We start from the raw sequence: 14,605 nt of genomic DNA, 5'->3' as shown, positions 1-14,605 counted from the left end.
ACGTCCATCGCGAGCAAGCTCGCTCCTACTTCCAGCCTACAGAGGCTGCTGGAAAAGTCGGTCATCACTTATCGCTGGATCACGTATGAATATTCGCGTTCATCTGTAGCCAGTTCAGCTAAAACTCTGTTGATACACCTGCTGCTCCACCTCATACCACCACGCACTGCCCCGCTGCGGGTACATCACATTGAATGCCTCACCCATTTGCGGCGTGGTAATTGACACACTGCGTTCCCAGGCCAATGCCAGAATCCGGTCAAACGGTTCGTACCAGGCGTGCATCGACAGATCGAAGGTGCCGTTGTGAATCGGCAGTAACCAGCGGCCTTTCAGGTCGATGTGCGCTTGCAGGGTTTGTTCCGGCTGCATGTGAACGTGCGGCCACTCAACGTTGTAGGCACCGGTTTCCATCAGTGTCAGGTCGAACGGGCCGTAGTGTTCGCCGATGCGTTTGAAACCGTCGAAGTAGCCGCTGTCACCGCTGAAGAAGATCCGCGTGTCGCCGTCGATCATCACCCACGAAGCCCACAACGTGCTGTTGCCATCGAACAGGCCACGGCCGGAAAAGTGTTGCGACGGTGTGGCGACGAACTGGATGCCGGCGACTTCGGTGCCCTGCCACCAGTCCAGTTGCCGCACTTTGCTGGCGTCGATGCCCCATTTGATCAGGGTGTCGCCGACGCCCAGCGGGGTGAGGAAGTATTTGGCCTTTTCCGCCAGTTTGAGCACAGCCTGGTAATCGAGGTGGTCGTAGTGATCGTGGGACAGGATCACCGCTTCAATCGGTGGTAATTCTTCAAGGCTGATCGGCGGCTGGTGAAAGCGCTTCGGGCCTGCCCATTGCACCGGCGAAGCGCGCTCGGCGAAGACCGGGTCGGTGATCCAGAATTTGTCCCGCAGTTTCAGCAATACGGTGGAATGGCCCAGGCGATAGACGCTGTGGTTGGGCGCGGCGATCAGCGCATCACGGGGCAGGCGTTGCACCGGAACAACAGCGCTCGGCCGGGTGCTGCGCGGTTTGTGGAAGATCATGTTCCACATGATGCGCAGCATTTTGCGCAAGCCTTCGCGTTGCACGGGCGCATGGTTTCGGAAATGCCCTTCTGCCTGACGGGAAGCTTCAGGCGCAGAGGCGTTAGTGGAATTGGCCATGACGGAATGACTCCAGGAAACCGCACGATTCGCAGTTTCTGCTTTAAGACGATAAATGGCCAAGGCACGCACGCATCAGCCGAACACTCAATTTTTGACTGCGCAGGACTAACAAAACATTACACTGCACAGTGTAGTTTCTAGGTTGCATCAAAGCCGATCACAAGTAAACTGCCGAGTGTAATTCCTGACTTCTTCTGACGAAGCGTACTTATGACAGCTCCACAGCGCCTGACCGACCGAAAACGCGAAGCGATCATTCAAGCGGCGATTGCCGAATTCCGTGCCAACGGTTTCGACATCACCAGCATGGACAAGATCGCCGCCACCGCTGGCGTGTCGAAGCGCACGGTGTACAACCACTTCCCCAGCAAGGAAGAGTTGTTCGCCGAAATCCTCAATCAATTATGGGCGCGGGTGACGGCCGAACAGGAAATATCCTACCGCCCTGATCTACCTCTTCGGGACCAGATGAGCCGGATGCTGCTGGCGAAATTGCAGATCATGGGCGATGACAATTTTCTCGACCTGGCGCGGGTGGCCATCGCGGCCACCATCCATTCCCCCGAACGCGCGCAGAACATGGTCGCGCGAATGGGCGAGCGTGAAGAATGTTTGACCGTGTGGATTCGCGCCGCTCAGGCCGATGGGCGATTGAAGCCGGTCGATCCGGAGTTTACCGCCCAACAGCTTCAGGGAATGCTCAAATCCTTTGCCTTCTGGCCGCAGATTTCCATGGGGCTGCCCGGCCTTTCCCCCGAGATGCAGGCCACTGTCGTGGAGTCGGCGCTGGACATGTTCCTGGCCTGCTATCAGCTCTAGATCAAGCACTTATTCCCACTGGAATAAATGACAATGTCCGCCGTTTGACCGATGAACGGTAGCTCTGAAAAAACACGGTAATGTGTTTCAGAATGAATCTGGCAGTTTCAACGCCCGCCCCAACTCATCAAACAACGTCACCACCGAGCGCAACGCACGACAGTCCGGACGGGTCAGCAACCACAGCGCGGTGTCGTAACCGTGCAACGGCTCGCTCAGCGGTTGCAGCCCGTCGCCAATCAGAAAGTCCGGCAATGCCGCAACCCCCAACCCGGCCCGCACCAGTTCGGTGACCGACAACATGCTGTTGCAGCGATAACCCGGTGTGACACCGGGTAACTGCTGACGGCGCCACGCGACAGTGGGGTGATCGGGGAGGAAGTCGTCCGGGGCGATCCAGGTGAGCGACGCCAGGTCTGCGGCATTCACCGATTTCAAATACGCCGGGCTGGCACAGACGCGATAGGACACCTGCGCCAGACATCGGCCCACCAAGTGTTCGGGCGGGTTCCGGGTCAGGCGCAAGGCGATGTCCGCGTCCCGGCGGCCGAGGTTGGCGAAGTCGTTGGACGTGCTCAACTCGAGGGTCAGCGCGGGATAGCCGGGCATGAACTGCGCCAGCGCCGGCACCAACAAACCTTGCAGGACCGAATCGGTGCAGGTCAGGCGCACGGTGCCGCTGATGACTTCACCGCCCTGCTCCACGCCGATGCGCGCCGCCTCCAGCGCTTGTTCGGCGCGCTCGGCCTGTTCGGCCAGTGTCTGCGCCAGGCTGGTCGGCAAGTAGCCGGCGCGGCTCTTTTCGAACAGTTGCTGACCCATTGCGGCTTCCAGTCGGCGCACGGCGCGGAACACGGTCGAGACGTCGACCTTCATCAGCGCCGACGCCCGGGCCAGCGAGCCGCCGCGCACCAGCGCGAGGATCAGGGCCAGGTCGGGGTAATCCAGTCGATAGTGCGTCGCTGCATTGATCACTTGGGGTAACGCCAATATTGAGTGCGTGAACGCCAATCTATAGTGGACTCCAGGAATCAACAAGCGTCGAGAGCACTCATGGAAAACACCGCCATCCGCATCGCCCTGATCGGCGATTACGACCCGCAAGTCACCGCCCACCAGGCGATCCCCGTCGCCCTCGGCATGGCTGCCGAACACACCGGACTGGACGTGCAGTTCCAGTGGCTGGCCACCGACTGCATCAACGACGACACGCCGCTGGAAGACTTCGACGGCTTCTGGTGTGTGCCGGCCAGCCCTTACCGCGACATGGACGGCGCGCTGCGAGCGATACGTTTTGCCCGCGAACAACAGCGACCTTTCCTCGGAACGTGCGGTGGTTTTCAACACGCCGTACTTGAATACGCCCGCAACGTTCTGGGTTGGCAAGATGCCGAGCACGGCGAGACATCACCCGATGCGACGCGAGCGCTGCTCACGCCGCTGACCTGTGAGCGGGTGGAAGTCATCGACAGCATTCATCTGGTTGAAGGCTCGTTGATCGCCAGGGCGTACGAAAGCGCCGAGATTCGTGAAGGCTATCGCTGCCGTTACGGTGTGAATCCCGAGTTTGAACGGGCGTTATTGAGCCAACAGCTGTGCGCTGTCGGACACGATTCTTCAGGGGACTTGCGAGTGGTGGAATTGCATGGGCATCCGTTCTTTGTCGCCACGCTGTTTCAACCGGAACGTGCCGCGCTCAAAGGTCGGTTGCCGCCGCTGGTCAGTGCGTTGATCGACGCGTGTGTGAGGCAGAAGTCATGATTGCCCGGACGCCTGTTGCGCCGTATTACGCGGTGATTTTCACTTCCCTGCGCACCGAGGGCGATCAGGGTTACGCCGAGGCCGCCGAGCGTATGGTTGAACTGGCGCGCGAGCAGCCTGGATTTCTGGGTGTTGAATCGGCGCGGGGCGAGGATGGGCTCGGGATTACGGTGTCCTATTGGGACAGTGAGGCGGCGATTCTGGCGTGGAAACATCATCCCGAGCACAGCGCGATTCGTGAGCGTGGGCGTTCGACCTGGTATTCGGCGTGTCATACGCGGGTGTGCAGGGTTGAGCGGGCCTATGGGTTTTAGCAGTAGATGATGTGGTGTTCTTCAGGCCGCCTTCGCGAGCAAGCCCGCTCCCACATTTGATCCCCGGCCGACCACAGATTATGTGTGCACAGAAGATCCAGTGTGGGAGCGGGCTTGCTCGCGAAGAGGCCAGCACAAACACCACAAACTATCAGCCCCGCACCAGACTCCGCACCGCCGAAATCTCCGGCACTTCCCGCCGATTCATATACACCCGCAACGGCTCGGTAATGTTGATCCGGTCATCAATGTGCTGATCCAGCAACAACTGAATCAGCTCGCGCTTAAGCGTCATGGCCTGCTCCGGCCCCGGTGCCCAGACAAATTCACTCGCAGGAATAATGCCGTCATCCGCCACGTCCATGCCGAAGGAATCTTCGCTGAAACGCACAATGTACTGGCCGGTTTTGCGATTGAGGCCGACGAAACCTTTGAGCTGGTCGGCGGCCTGGCAGATGAGCTGGGAAGTGATGCGCATGATAAACCTCACACAAGTGATCGATGGTTTACACGCAGGGCAAGATGAAGGGCGTTCCCTCTGCCGGGGAAACTGCCGGAGCCAAGAGTACTGCAAAGAACCGCACAAAAGCGCTGAAAAAATCTGCTTTAAACACGTTTATGTCGGTCTCGCGATAGCACAAGCGGCGCGCAGTTGTTAAAAGTGAGATCTTTGAAACACTCTGCGAAAGGATCTCGACCATGACTGTTACTTTCACCAAGAGCGCCCTGCTGCTGAGCGTGCTGCTCGGCCTCGGCCAGGCGCAGGCCGCCAGCGAGCCAGGCCCTGCCTCACTGGCAACACGCTCGGGCATCCCGCATCCGGCGGTGATTGCCCACCGTGGCGCCTCCTTCGATGCGCCGGAATCCACCGTCGCCGCCTACAAACTGGCGCGCGACCTCGGTGCCGACTACCTGGAAATGGACCTGCAACGCAGCAAGGACGGCGTGCTGTTTGCCCTGCACGACAACAACCTGCAACGCACTACCGACGTCGCCAGCAAATTCCCTGAGCGCAAGGACAGCCCGGCCAACGCGTTCACGATCGCCGAACTCAAAACCCTCGATGCCGGTAGCTGGTTCAACACTGCGTACCCGGATCGCGCGCGTCCTTCCTACGCGGGTCTGAAAATCCTGACCCTCGACGAAATCATCGACATTGCCCAAGGCAACCCGCTGCACAAGCCCGGCCTGTACATCGAAACCAAAGAGCCCAAGCAATTTCCCGGCATCGAGCGCGACCTCAAGGATAAATTGCAGGATCGCGGCTGGCTGAGTCCGGCCGGTTCCAAACTGGCGAAAAGCTATCTGGCGGTCGGCCAGGGCACAGGCAAGGTGGTGCTGCAAACCTTCGAGAAGAGCAGCCTCGAACTGCTGGAAAAAGAAATGCCGCAGGTGCCGAAGATCCTGCTGTTGTGGGTCGGCGAAGGCAGCATCGAGCCCAAGTCCAAAGTGACGTTCGCCGAGTCTGGCGACAAGGATAAAGCCACGTACTACGCCAAACAGGAACCGAAGGACAAAGCCGAATTCCAGCAATGGGTCGAGTACGCCAAGGCCCAGGGCGCGATCGGCACCGGGCCGTCTGCCGCGCTGACCAAGGGCGGCGATCAGAGCTACTCAGACCTGGTGAAACCGTGGATGAACCAGTACACCCACGATCAGGGTTTGTTGGTGCACGTCTACACCGTCGATGATCCGGTGGATTACCAGAAAGTCATGGACGCTGGCGTCGATGGCATCTTTACCAACCGCGCCAGCGAACTGCTGAAGTTCTACAAACGCCCGGCGGCGGGCACCGTTGCGCAGTTGTTGCAGAACAACGGGTATTGATCCAGGACCGAGGCGACCCGTTCGCGGGCAAGCCACGCTCCCACAGGTCCGCATCAATCCTGTGGGAGCGGCGGTGCGACGATTCGACTTGCCCGCGAAGCTTTTGCAAACGACGCGGTTCCGGGAATTTAAGGATGAATTAAGTTGCCACATTTAATCTGGCGCCACTTAAACAGCTCACCCAAGGAATGAACTTCATGAAGACTTTGACTGCCCTGTTCACCGCTGCTGCCCTGACCCTCACCGCTGGCCTGGCCCAGGCGAATGATGTTCCTGTCGATCAGATCCCTCAGTTGGTCAAAGATAAAAAGATCAAGCCGCTGGAAGAACTGAACCAGATCGTATTGAAGTTGCACCCGGGTGCCACGATTACAGACAGCGACCTGGACAACCACTTCAACAACTACGAGTACGAAGTCGAACTGAAAGATGCCAAAGGCATTGAATGGGACGTGGACTTGAACGCCGCCACCGGCGAAGTCCTGAAAAACAAGCAAGACGACTGATGCCCAAACAACAAAGCCGCACGATTTTCGGATCGTGCGGCTTTTTTGCGTCTGAGCGTTTGTAAGACTTTGATTCCGGTTCAGGAATTTTAAGGGTGAGTTAAGTTGCCGCGATTAAGTTGACCTCGCGCCATTAACTCATCCAAGGAATGAACCTCATGAAAACACTGACTGCTTTGTTCGCCGCTGCCACCCTGACCCTCACTGCCGGTTTGGCCCAGGCGAATGAAAACGATGTGCTGCTGCACCATATTCCTCAGTTGCTCAAGGAAGGCAAGATCAAGCCGCTGGAAGAATTGAACGAGGTCGCACTGAAGCTGCATCCGGGTTCGAGGATTACCAAAACCCAACTGGAACATCGCCTCGACGGTTACATCTATGAAGTCGACCTGATTGACGCCAATAAGGACGAGAAAAACGTGGACCTGTTAGCCGCGACCGGCAAGGTCCTGAACAACAAATAAGGCCAACCGACGCTCCCCGCAAAGCCGCACGATTTGATCATCGTGCGGCTTTTTTGTGCGCGCGCCCGGCCGAAGTCAGGCGCTGAGGCGTGCCGTCACCTCATTCAGTTGCCCCGACAACCCATGCAGGTTGTGACTGGCCGCTTCGGTGCGCTGCACGTTGTCCAGGTTGGTACTGGCGATGCTGGTGATTTCGGTGAGGTTGCGCGAGATGTCTTCGGCGACCGAGGTCTGCTCTTCGGCAGCGGTGGCGATCTGGCGGTTCATGTCGCGGATGGCTTCCACGGCGAGGGTGATGCGCTCCAGCATGGCACCGGCCTGAGTCACCTGTTCGACGCTTTCTTCACTGCGCGACTGACCGCTTTCTATCGCCTGGGCCGCGTCCACCGCACCGGTTTGCACGGTCTGGATGATCTGGTTGATCTCGATGATCGACGCCGCCGTGCGCTGGGCCAGGCTGCGCACTTCATCGGCCACCACCGCGAAACCGCGCCCGGCTTCACCGGCACGGGCGGCTTCGATGGCCGCGTTGAGCGCCAGCAAATTGGTCTGCTCGGCGATGCCGCGAATCACTTCCAGCACTTTGCCGATGCGGCCGCTGTCGGTTTCCAACTGTCGAATGACCGTCGCGGTGTTGGCGATTTCGCCGCGCATGCGGGTGATGGTGTGGATGGTGCCCTGCATGACTTTTTCGCCTTGCTGGGCGGACTGGTCGGCGTCATCCGCCGCACGCGCGGCATCGGCGGCGTGGCGCGCGACTTCCTGCGCGGTGGCGGACATTTCGTTCATCGCTGTGGCCACCTGGTCGGTGCGGTTGAACTGCTCGTTGGTGCCGCTGGCCATGAGGCCGGCGATCGCTTTCAGCTCACCGCTGGCGCCGTCCAGATCCTTGGCACTTACCTGCAAGCGGCTGAAGGTGTCGGCGAGGAAATCGCGCAGCGTGTTGGCCGCGGTCGCCAGTTTGCCCAGCTCATCCTGCCGGGTGCTGGCCACGCGTTCGGCAAATTTGCCCTGGCTGAGTTGCGCCACGTAGTCGATCAGCTTGCGAATCGGCTCGACCAGGTTGCGGTTGACCAGCCACAGGCTCAACAGGCCGATCAATAGACCCGAAGCGAGCATCACGATGATCCCCAGCAACACGGTGCGATCGGCGCTGGCGCTGATCAGCTTCGACTTCTCAGTGCCCTGTTTGCGCAATTCACTGACCAGTTCGCTCAGCTGATCACTGGTCGCCCGGTCCACGCCCTTGACCGCAGTGTCGCCCGCGGTTGAATCGGCACCGGCCGCCAAGTAGGCATCACGGCCCTTTTGGTAGGCCGCGCCTAACACGCGGTGTTCGTCACGCAGGCGTTCGATGCGGGTCTTGAGTTGCGGCTCGATGCCCTTCTGCCCGGCCAGTTCGCCGAGGATGCCCTGCACATCGCGCTGACGGTCTTCGAACTGCTTCCAGTACTTGTCCAGGTCCGCCGGTTGCTTCCCGCGCAGCAGGACGTTTTTCCATTCCTGGACCTGCGCCTTGAATTGCAGGTTGGCTTCATCGATCAATTGCGAAGTATGCAACGGACCTTCAATCAGATTCGCGTAGCTCTGAACGCCGCTGGACAGAAAGTGAAAGCAGGCCAAAGCGATCAACAACATCGCCAACAGGCTGCCGCTCAGCAGGGCGAGAATTTGCGCTCTCAAAGACTGTTGCAAAAACATCGGAAGGTACTCATGACAGGAATGAGGCACGCCTTGGGTGAGGCGTGAAAGTAGTCCGGACATCCCTGTCTGCGGCGTTGGCTGGTGGCCGAAGGCGCGCAACTTAACTTAAGCGTCATCGGCATACCAGAGCGCTTCTTGAAGAGAATCCGACCATCGGTAAAGCAAACGTTTGCGTTATCTAATCGTCACAAAAATGTCATCACGTTTTGCGATGATGCGGTTCAAGTGAACCTGTGAAACCCGCGACAGGCGCCTCCTCACAGCGAGACCAAATGAACCACAGCATCGACCAAAGCCATCGCGACCCGGACCTGTTCGGTCTGCTGTACGGTTTCAGTTTTCGCCCCGGCGAACGTGGTCGCGAGCTCGATTCGGCCATGGCGTTGCGGTGCCTGCAGCAACAGGACGACAGCGACGAGTTTCTCTGGCTGCACCTGAACCTCGCCCACGCCGCGTGCGAGCGCTGGATGAAAAGTCATCTGGAATTGCCCGACGAGTTTTTCGAAGCCTTGCATGAAGGCTCGCGTTCGACGCGCATCGAGCATGTCGATTCGGCGTTGCTGGCGGTGGTCAACGATGTGGTGTTCAACCTCAGCAGCATGGTGTCGTCGGATGTGTCGACGCTGTGGGTGTGCGCCCGCAGTCGGCTGATCATCAGCGCACGCCTGCAACCGCTGCACTCTGTGGACAAGTTGCGTTCGTCGGTGAAGGCCGGTGAACGCTTTCGTTCGCCGCTGGAATTGCTGGTGCATTTGCTGCGCGACCAGGGTGAGGTGCTAACGCAGATCGTGCGCAAGACCAGCCTCAGTGTCGATCAGATCGAAGATGAGTTGCTGTCCTCGCGGCTGTCGACCAACCGCGCGGAGCTGGGCGCCAATCGCCGGGTGCTGGTGCGCCTGCAACGATTGCTGGCGCTGGAGCCGGGCTCGTTGCTGCGCCTGCTCAACCGTCCGCCGCAGTGGTTGCAAAAGGAAGACGTGAAGGAACTGCGCAAGTCCACCGAGGAGTTTGCGCTGATCATCAACGACCTCACGGCGCTGGGTGAACGGATCAAACTGTTGCAGGAAGAGATTGCCGCCAACCTCAACGAACAGAGCAACCGCACGCTGTTCACCCTGACGGTGGTGACGGTGCTGGCGTTGCCGATCAACATCATTGCCGGTTTCTTTGGCATGAACGTGGGTGGGGTGCCGCTATCCGAGGATCCGGAAGGGTTCTGGATTCTGGTGGCGCTGGTGGCTACGTTTACGGTGATTGCGGGGCGTTGGGCGTTTCGTAAGCGCCAGGATTATTAAGATCAAAAGATCGCAGCCTTCGGCAGCTCCTACGCAAGGCATCCCGGCCCGTTCCTGAGCCGGGATTTTTTTGTCCGGACAATGCTTTTCGTCGAAAATTCAGGGGATTGCGCTTTTATTGATCCACCTTCCGCCGGATTGCACTTCAGTTTGCTAACGTGTGGCCGACTCTTAATAGACTCGATGCATTCAGGAGTGGAATCGTGAATCTGTACATCAATCAGCTTCAACAGAAAGCTGACTTCAAAGAAGCCATCTACGCCGGCGACATCTTCCTGAACACACAACTGCGCACCGCCAAAGAGCTGTGTGCGTTCGCCCAGGAAAGCATCACCGCTGCCTTCGACGGCGAAACCAACCACCAGGCGCTGCACACGCTGATGCCGGTGGAAGAATTCGTGGTACTGGTGACACGCCTCAAGGGCCAGTTCACCAACAGTCAGCGCGCCAAAGAGCTGATTCGCAGCTTCACCGAAGAGATCGGTGCAGCCCCCGAAGAATTCATCTTCGACGTACCGCGTATCCGCGTCGTGCCGAACTACGACTACCTGCATGCGGGCGTCAGCTATGCCTACAAGCCGCATCGCGATACCTGGTACGGCGGCGTCGATTGCCAGATCAATACCTGGATGCCGGTCTACACGATCCAGCCTGACCAGACCATGATGATCAACCCGACCTACTTCGATGCCCCGGTGAAAAACACTTCGGCGCAATGGAGCCTGTCGGACTGGATTGACGTACAACGTCAACGCGCCAAGGACAACGTCAAGGAAGAGGCACGCCAGCACCCGGTGCCCACCGAAGCGATCAACACCGCGTCCGAAATACGCATCGCCGGCAACACCGCCGAGATGCTGATTTTTTCGGGGTCACACCTGCACGGCACGGTGCCCAACTACACGCAACAAACCCGCTTCAGCGTGGATTTCCGCCTGATGCACCTCGACGACCTCAAGCACAAGCGCGGCGCGATCAACGTCGACAGCGCGTGCCCTGACGTCGGCGCCGGTTTCAAAGACTACTTCCACGCCCACGACTTCTCGAATTTCCAAGGAATCCAGCAATGACCAAGCGTCGCATCACGCCCGCCGAGGCCCAGTACAACGAAACCCGTGCCAACGTTCTGAAACGGGTCGACGCCGAGTACGTGGCCGACGCGCCGTACGTCTTCGCCAACCGCATCGGCGTAACCGCTGCGCTGTCGCGTATGGAACTGTTCAAGAAAGTCGCTGAAGTACCGGGCGCGATCATCGAGTGCGGCGTGTACAAGGGCAACTCGCTGATGCTGTACATGCACTTGTCGATGATTCTCGAACCGTACGCGATCAACCGTTCGATCGTCGGCTTCGACACCTTCGAAGGCTTCCAGAGCATCGACAAGAAAGAAGACCCGGCCGACGTCAACGAGACCATGTTCTCCGACACCGACCAGTCGCTGATCCAGGACATGATCGACGCCAACGACCTGCTGCGTCCGGTGAACCGCATTCCACGTTGCGAACTGGTCAAGGGCGACATCGTCAAGACCGTGCCGGAGTGGGTCAAGACCCGTCCTGACCTGGTCGTGGCCATGCTGATCCTCGACACCGACCTGTACGAATCGACCAAAGTCGCGCTGGAAACCTTCCTGCCGTACATGCCAAAAGGCGCGATCGTGGTGCTGGACGAAGTCGCTTACCGCAACTTCCCGGGCGAAACCAAAGCGTTGCGTGAAGTGCTCGACCTGAACAAGATCGAACTCAAGCGTTTGCCGTTTGATAGCTGCGTAGGTTATTTCCACGTTTAACAAAAAACCTGCTCTGTTCTTGGGGTAGAGCAGGTTCTTGAATATGAAAAATATCCAATGTGGGAAGGGCCGGGCGACGTTCGCTTGCTCGCGAAAGCGGTGTGTCAGTCACCATTGATGTTGAATGATTAACCGCTTTCGCGAGCAAGCCCGCTCCCACAGAGGCGTCGGGCGGGATGTTTTTGTAAGCAGGCTTTCAGGATCAAAAGATCGCAGCCTCCGGCAGCTCCTACAGGGATCGTATTTCAACTGTAGGAGCTGCCGGAGGCTGCGATCTTTTGCTTTTATCCTTCACAAGCCTGGCGCATGAGGACCCGCTCCCGCAACACGTCATACGCCCAGTGGTAAACGTAGGTGTACGGCAGGAAAAACAGCAACACACCGATGTCCAGCAGGAATGCCTGCCACAGGCTGACCTTCAGCCACCAGGCAATCAGCGGCACGCCCACCGCCACCAGTCCGCCTTCAAACAGCAGCGCATGGACCACTCGCAGCCAAGCGTTGCGCACCAGGTCGAAACGCTCGAGCAGGCGATCGAAAATCCCGTTGAACACCACGTTCCAGGCCAGCGCCAGCGCCGCGATCACCACCGTGACGACGCCCATGTCGAGCATCGGTTTGTCCATGATCCACGCCAGCAACGGGGTGCAGATCACGATGGCCAGCAGCTCGAAGCCGATGGCCTGAAAAATACGTTCAGTGATGGATTTTTGGATGTTCATGAGCAGAACTCCTGAGTGACTGTGGTTGCCATGATCCACGCTCGCAACGATACTTCATAACCAATAACCATCGACCAAGGCGATAGTTCATGGCCTCCCAGGAAGTGTTGCAGGCGTTTGTGCAGGCGGCGACCCAAGGCTCGTTTTCCGCAGCGGCGCGCAAGCTGGGCCGCAGTCAGTCGACCATCAGCGCGGCGGTGGCGAGCCTGGAAATTGATCTGGATCTGATCCTGTTCGATCGCAGCAGCCGCAAGCCGACCCTGACACCGGCCGGGCATGTGATGTTGCAGCGGGCCGAGGAAATCCTCGCGGCGACCAGCCGTCTGGAAATGACCGCCAGCCAGTTGGCTCAGGGGGTTGAACCGAAGCTGACCGTGGCGATTTCCGACACCTATCAATCCGACCGCTTCGAAGCGGCGCTCAGTGCGTTCGAACAGCGATACCCAGACCTGGAACTCGAATGCCTGATCGCCGAATGCGATGACCTGGTGGCGCTGGTGCAAAGCGGTCGGGCGCATGTGGCGTTCGCCGAGCAGCAAGAAAGTTACCCGCCGGATCTGGTCAGCTCGACGGTGGCAGAGCGTACGGAAATTGCCTTGTTCGTGTCCCGCGAGCATCCGTTGGCAGCGCTGGCGGGCGTCGATCAGGAAATGTTGCAACAGCACCGGGAGTTGCGTCTGGCGACGATCGTCAATCCGTATGAAAGCCGCGCCAAGGGGCGCGTCTGGTCGGCACCGAGTTATTTGATGCTGCTGGAAATGGCTCAGGGCGGATTCGGTTGGGCGCCGTTGCCGCGATGGCTGGTGGGGCGGTTTGGCGCCGGGACGTTGCAGGAGTTGAATGTGCGCGGGTGGCCGAAACCGTTGTTCGTCGATGCACTGTGGTCGCGGCTGCATCCGCCGGGGCCGGCGGGGAGTTGGTTGTTGGGCAAGATGCTGGAATAGCGGTGCGGCCATTCGACTTGCTCGCGAAGAGGCCCGCCAGATCACATCACTTTAACGCCCTGATCCGAGCCTCGATAAACCGCCGCTCCGGCACCTGCTGCGTCAATTCCAGCGCCCGCTCAAACGCCGCCCGCGCCTCGTCCACCCGTCCCAACTGCCGACAAAACTCCGCTCGCGCTGAATGCGCCAGGTGGTAATCCTGCAATTCCCCGCGTGCCAGAATTCCTTCAATCAACGTCAACCCCGCCAACGGTCCATCCCGTCTGGATATCGCCGCCGCACGGTTCAACTCGATCACCGGCGAAGGCACGGCCGCCAACAGGACGTCATACAGCCCCACAATCTGCAGCCAGTCGGTCTCCCCCGCCGTCGGCGCTTCGGCATGCACCGCCGCAATCGCCGCTTGCAGGCAGTAAGGTCCGAATCGCCGCGTACTCAGCGCCCGCTCGATCAGCGCGCAACCTTCGGCAATCAACCCGGCATCCCACAGTGAACGGTCCTGCTCATCCAGCAGGATCAGCTCACCACTCGGCGACGTTCGCGCCGGACGCCGTGACTCATGCAGCAGCATCAGCGCCAGCAGGCCCATCACTTCGGGCTCGGGCAGTAATTCCATCAGCAAACGTCCGAGGCGGATCGCCTCGCGGGTCAGGTCTTCCCGGGTCAGCTCGGTGCCGATGGACGCCGAGTAACCTTCGTTGAACACCAGGTAAATCACTCGCAGCACGCTGTCGAGTCGCTCGGGCAGTTCCGCCAGGGTCGGTACTTGATAGGGGATTTTCGCGTCGCGGATTTTCGCTTTGGCCCGCACGATGCGCTGGGCAATGGTCGCCGGTGCCGAGAGAAACGCCCGGGCGATTTCTTCGGTGGTCAGGTCGCAGACTTCGCGCAATGTCAGCGGCACTTGAGCATCCGCCGCCAGGGCCGGGTGACAGCAGGTGAAGATCAGGCGCAAGCGATCGTCTTCCACGTCCTCGTCACTCCAGTCGGCCTGCTCCAGCGCCTCCAGTTGAGCGATCAACATCGGCCGGGACGCGGCAAACCGCGCACGGCGCCGCAACACGTCGATGGCCTTGAAGCGCCCGGTGGACACCAGCCACGCCCGTGGATTGTCCGGCACACCGTCGCGCTGCCAGCGCTCGACCGCGATAAAAAAAGCCTCGTGCAAGGCCTCTTCGGCGAGATCGAAATCGCCGAGCAAACGGATCAGGGTCGCCAGGATCCGCCGCGACTCTTCGCGGTAAACCTGCTCGACCCTAGCCTTGACCGACACCCCGGGCATCAGTCCTGCGTGCCTACGGT

The 14,605-nt window shown here is 59.4% G+C and carries 16 protein-coding genes; 10 read left to right on the top strand and 6 right to left on the bottom strand.

Going from position 1 to position 14,605, the window contains the following annotated elements; genetic code table 11:
* Positions 1-114 precede the first annotated feature (114 nt).
* Positions 115-1,155: an MBL fold metallo-hydrolase gene (locus ACYZTL_RS22640; RefSeq protein WP_461953611.1), complete on the bottom strand. Its 1,041-nt coding sequence runs from the start codon at positions 1,153-1,155 to the stop codon at positions 115-117.
* A 213-nt stretch (positions 1,156-1,368) separates the two neighbouring features.
* Between ACYZTL_RS22640 and ACYZTL_RS22635 the strand changes: the two genes are divergently transcribed.
* Complete coding sequence (locus tag ACYZTL_RS22635) at positions 1,369-1,977, top strand: TetR/AcrR family transcriptional regulator (RefSeq protein ID WP_461953610.1); 609 nt, start codon at positions 1,369-1,371, stop codon at positions 1,975-1,977.
* Positions 1,978-2,064: 87 nt separating this feature from the next.
* Here ACYZTL_RS22635 and ACYZTL_RS22630 read toward each other — a convergent pair whose 3' ends face one another.
* Positions 2,065-3,015: a LysR family transcriptional regulator gene (locus tag ACYZTL_RS22630; protein ID WP_461953609.1), complete on the bottom strand. Its 951-nt coding sequence runs from the start codon at positions 3,013-3,015 to the stop codon at positions 2,065-2,067.
* Positions 3,016-3,030: 15 nt separating this feature from the next.
* Between ACYZTL_RS22630 and ACYZTL_RS22625 the strand changes: the two genes are divergently transcribed.
* Complete coding sequence (locus ACYZTL_RS22625; RefSeq protein WP_461953608.1) at positions 3,031-3,738, top strand: CTP synthase C-terminal region-related (seleno)protein; 708 nt, start codon at positions 3,031-3,033, stop codon at positions 3,736-3,738.
* Complete coding sequence (locus ACYZTL_RS22620; RefSeq protein ID WP_461953607.1) at positions 3,735-4,052, top strand: antibiotic biosynthesis monooxygenase family protein; 318 nt, start codon at positions 3,735-3,737, stop codon at positions 4,050-4,052. The genes ACYZTL_RS22625 and ACYZTL_RS22620 overlap by 4 nt, the downstream gene beginning before the upstream one ends.
* A gap of 151 nt (positions 4,053-4,203) precedes the next feature.
* Here ACYZTL_RS22620 and ACYZTL_RS22615 read toward each other — a convergent pair whose 3' ends face one another.
* Positions 4,204-4,530, bottom strand: coding sequence for a DUF2025 family protein (locus ACYZTL_RS22615; RefSeq protein ID WP_461953606.1), 327 nt, complete (start codon positions 4,528-4,530; stop codon positions 4,204-4,206).
* 221 nt (positions 4,531-4,751) lie between these two features.
* Here ACYZTL_RS22615 and ACYZTL_RS22610 point away from each other — a divergent pair, with 221 nt between their 5' ends.
* The 3 genes from ACYZTL_RS22610 to ACYZTL_RS22600 all read left to right on the top strand — a co-directional run bounded on the left by ACYZTL_RS22610 (position 4,752) and on the right by ACYZTL_RS22600 (position 6,849).
* A complete protein-coding gene (locus ACYZTL_RS22610) occupies positions 4,752-5,879 on the top strand; it encodes a glycerophosphodiester phosphodiesterase (RefSeq protein ID WP_461953605.1) in 1,128 nt (375 codons plus the stop codon).
* Between the two features lie 197 nt (positions 5,880-6,076).
* Positions 6,077-6,385, top strand: a complete 309-nt coding sequence (locus ACYZTL_RS22605) for a PepSY domain-containing protein (protein ID WP_461953604.1) — start codon at positions 6,077-6,079, stop codon at positions 6,383-6,385.
* Between the two features lie 158 nt (positions 6,386-6,543).
* Positions 6,544-6,849 (top strand): PepSY domain-containing protein, encoded by a 306-nt coding sequence (locus tag ACYZTL_RS22600; RefSeq protein ID WP_461953603.1) that lies wholly within the window; start codon positions 6,544-6,546, stop codon positions 6,847-6,849.
* Between the two features lie 75 nt (positions 6,850-6,924).
* On the opposite strand, the gene ACYZTL_RS22595 is transcribed toward ACYZTL_RS22600, so the two are convergent.
* Positions 6,925-8,550, bottom strand: coding sequence for a methyl-accepting chemotaxis protein (locus ACYZTL_RS22595; RefSeq protein ID WP_461953602.1), 1,626 nt, complete (start codon positions 8,548-8,550; stop codon positions 6,925-6,927).
* A 275-nt stretch (positions 8,551-8,825) separates the two neighbouring features.
* On the opposite strand from ACYZTL_RS22595, the gene ACYZTL_RS22590 reads away from it, so the two are divergent.
* The 3 genes from ACYZTL_RS22590 (at position 8,826) to ACYZTL_RS22580 (ending at position 11,637) form a co-directional block, all read left to right on the top strand.
* Positions 8,826-9,848 carry a transporter gene (locus ACYZTL_RS22590; protein ID WP_461953601.1) on the top strand — a complete coding sequence of 341 codons (1,023 nt, stop codon included), beginning with the start codon at positions 8,826-8,828 and terminating at the stop codon, positions 9,846-9,848.
* Positions 9,849-10,051: 203 nt separating this feature from the next.
* Positions 10,052-10,918 (top strand): hypothetical protein, encoded by an 867-nt coding sequence (locus ACYZTL_RS22585; RefSeq protein WP_461953600.1) that lies wholly within the window; start codon positions 10,052-10,054, stop codon positions 10,916-10,918.
* Positions 10,915-11,637, top strand: a complete 723-nt coding sequence (locus tag ACYZTL_RS22580; protein ID WP_461953599.1) for a TylF/MycF/NovP-related O-methyltransferase — start codon at positions 10,915-10,917, stop codon at positions 11,635-11,637. The genes ACYZTL_RS22585 and ACYZTL_RS22580 overlap by 4 nt, the downstream gene beginning before the upstream one ends.
* Positions 11,638-11,921: 284 nt before the next feature.
* On the opposite strand, the gene ACYZTL_RS22575 is transcribed toward ACYZTL_RS22580, so the two are convergent.
* On the bottom strand, positions 11,922-12,359 hold the full coding sequence (locus ACYZTL_RS22575) for a multidrug/biocide efflux PACE transporter (RefSeq protein ID WP_461953598.1): 438 nt from the start codon (positions 12,357-12,359) through the stop codon (positions 11,922-11,924).
* An 89-nt stretch (positions 12,360-12,448) separates the two neighbouring features.
* Here ACYZTL_RS22575 and ACYZTL_RS22570 point away from each other — a divergent pair, with 89 nt between their 5' ends.
* On the top strand, positions 12,449-13,303 hold the full coding sequence (locus ACYZTL_RS22570) for a LysR family transcriptional regulator (protein WP_461953597.1): 855 nt from the start codon (positions 12,449-12,451) through the stop codon (positions 13,301-13,303).
* Between the two features lie 46 nt (positions 13,304-13,349).
* Here ACYZTL_RS22570 and ACYZTL_RS22565 read toward each other — a convergent pair whose 3' ends face one another.
* Positions 13,350-14,585, bottom strand: coding sequence for an RNA polymerase sigma factor (locus ACYZTL_RS22565; protein WP_461953596.1), 1,236 nt, complete (start codon positions 14,583-14,585; stop codon positions 13,350-13,352).
* Between the last annotated feature and the right edge of the window lie 20 nt (positions 14,586-14,605).

This window comes from Pseudomonas sp. LB3P81, assembly GCF_054897965.1.
Note: the sequence above shows the minus strand (reverse complement) of the source record. Positions and strands in the feature narration are given on the sequence as shown.

Excerpts from the sequence above, each read along its gene's own strand:
- ACYZTL_RS22640 (WP_461953611.1), bottom strand. The coding sequence starts at position 1,155 with ATGGCCAATTCCACTAACGCCTCTGCGCCTGAAGCTTCCCGTCAGGCA.
- ACYZTL_RS22635 (WP_461953610.1), top strand. The coding sequence starts at position 1,369 with ATGACAGCTCCACAGCGCCTGACCGACCGAAAACGCGAAGCGATCATT.
- ACYZTL_RS22625 (WP_461953608.1), top strand. The coding sequence starts at position 3,031 with ATGGAAAACACCGCCATCCGCATCGCCCTGATCGGCGATTACGACCCG.
- ACYZTL_RS22620 (WP_461953607.1), top strand. The coding sequence starts at position 3,735 with ATGATTGCCCGGACGCCTGTTGCGCCGTATTACGCGGTGATTTTCACT.
- ACYZTL_RS22615 (WP_461953606.1), bottom strand. The coding sequence starts at position 4,530 with ATGCGCATCACTTCCCAGCTCATCTGCCAGGCCGCCGACCAGCTCAAA.
- ACYZTL_RS22610 (WP_461953605.1), top strand. The coding sequence starts at position 4,752 with ATGACTGTTACTTTCACCAAGAGCGCCCTGCTGCTGAGCGTGCTGCTC.
- ACYZTL_RS22605 (WP_461953604.1), top strand. The coding sequence starts at position 6,077 with ATGAAGACTTTGACTGCCCTGTTCACCGCTGCTGCCCTGACCCTCACC.
- ACYZTL_RS22600 (WP_461953603.1), top strand. The coding sequence starts at position 6,544 with ATGAAAACACTGACTGCTTTGTTCGCCGCTGCCACCCTGACCCTCACT.
- ACYZTL_RS22595 (WP_461953602.1), bottom strand. The coding sequence starts at position 8,550 with ATGTTTTTGCAACAGTCTTTGAGAGCGCAAATTCTCGCCCTGCTGAGC.
- ACYZTL_RS22590 (WP_461953601.1), top strand. The coding sequence starts at position 8,826 with ATGAACCACAGCATCGACCAAAGCCATCGCGACCCGGACCTGTTCGGT.
- ACYZTL_RS22580 (WP_461953599.1), top strand. The coding sequence starts at position 10,915 with ATGACCAAGCGTCGCATCACGCCCGCCGAGGCCCAGTACAACGAAACC.
- ACYZTL_RS22575 (WP_461953598.1), bottom strand. The coding sequence starts at position 12,359 with ATGAACATCCAAAAATCCATCACTGAACGTATTTTTCAGGCCATCGGC.
- ACYZTL_RS22570 (WP_461953597.1), top strand. The coding sequence starts at position 12,449 with ATGGCCTCCCAGGAAGTGTTGCAGGCGTTTGTGCAGGCGGCGACCCAA.
- ACYZTL_RS22565 (WP_461953596.1), bottom strand. The coding sequence starts at position 14,585 with ATGCCCGGGGTGTCGGTCAAGGCTAGGGTCGAGCAGGTTTACCGCGAA.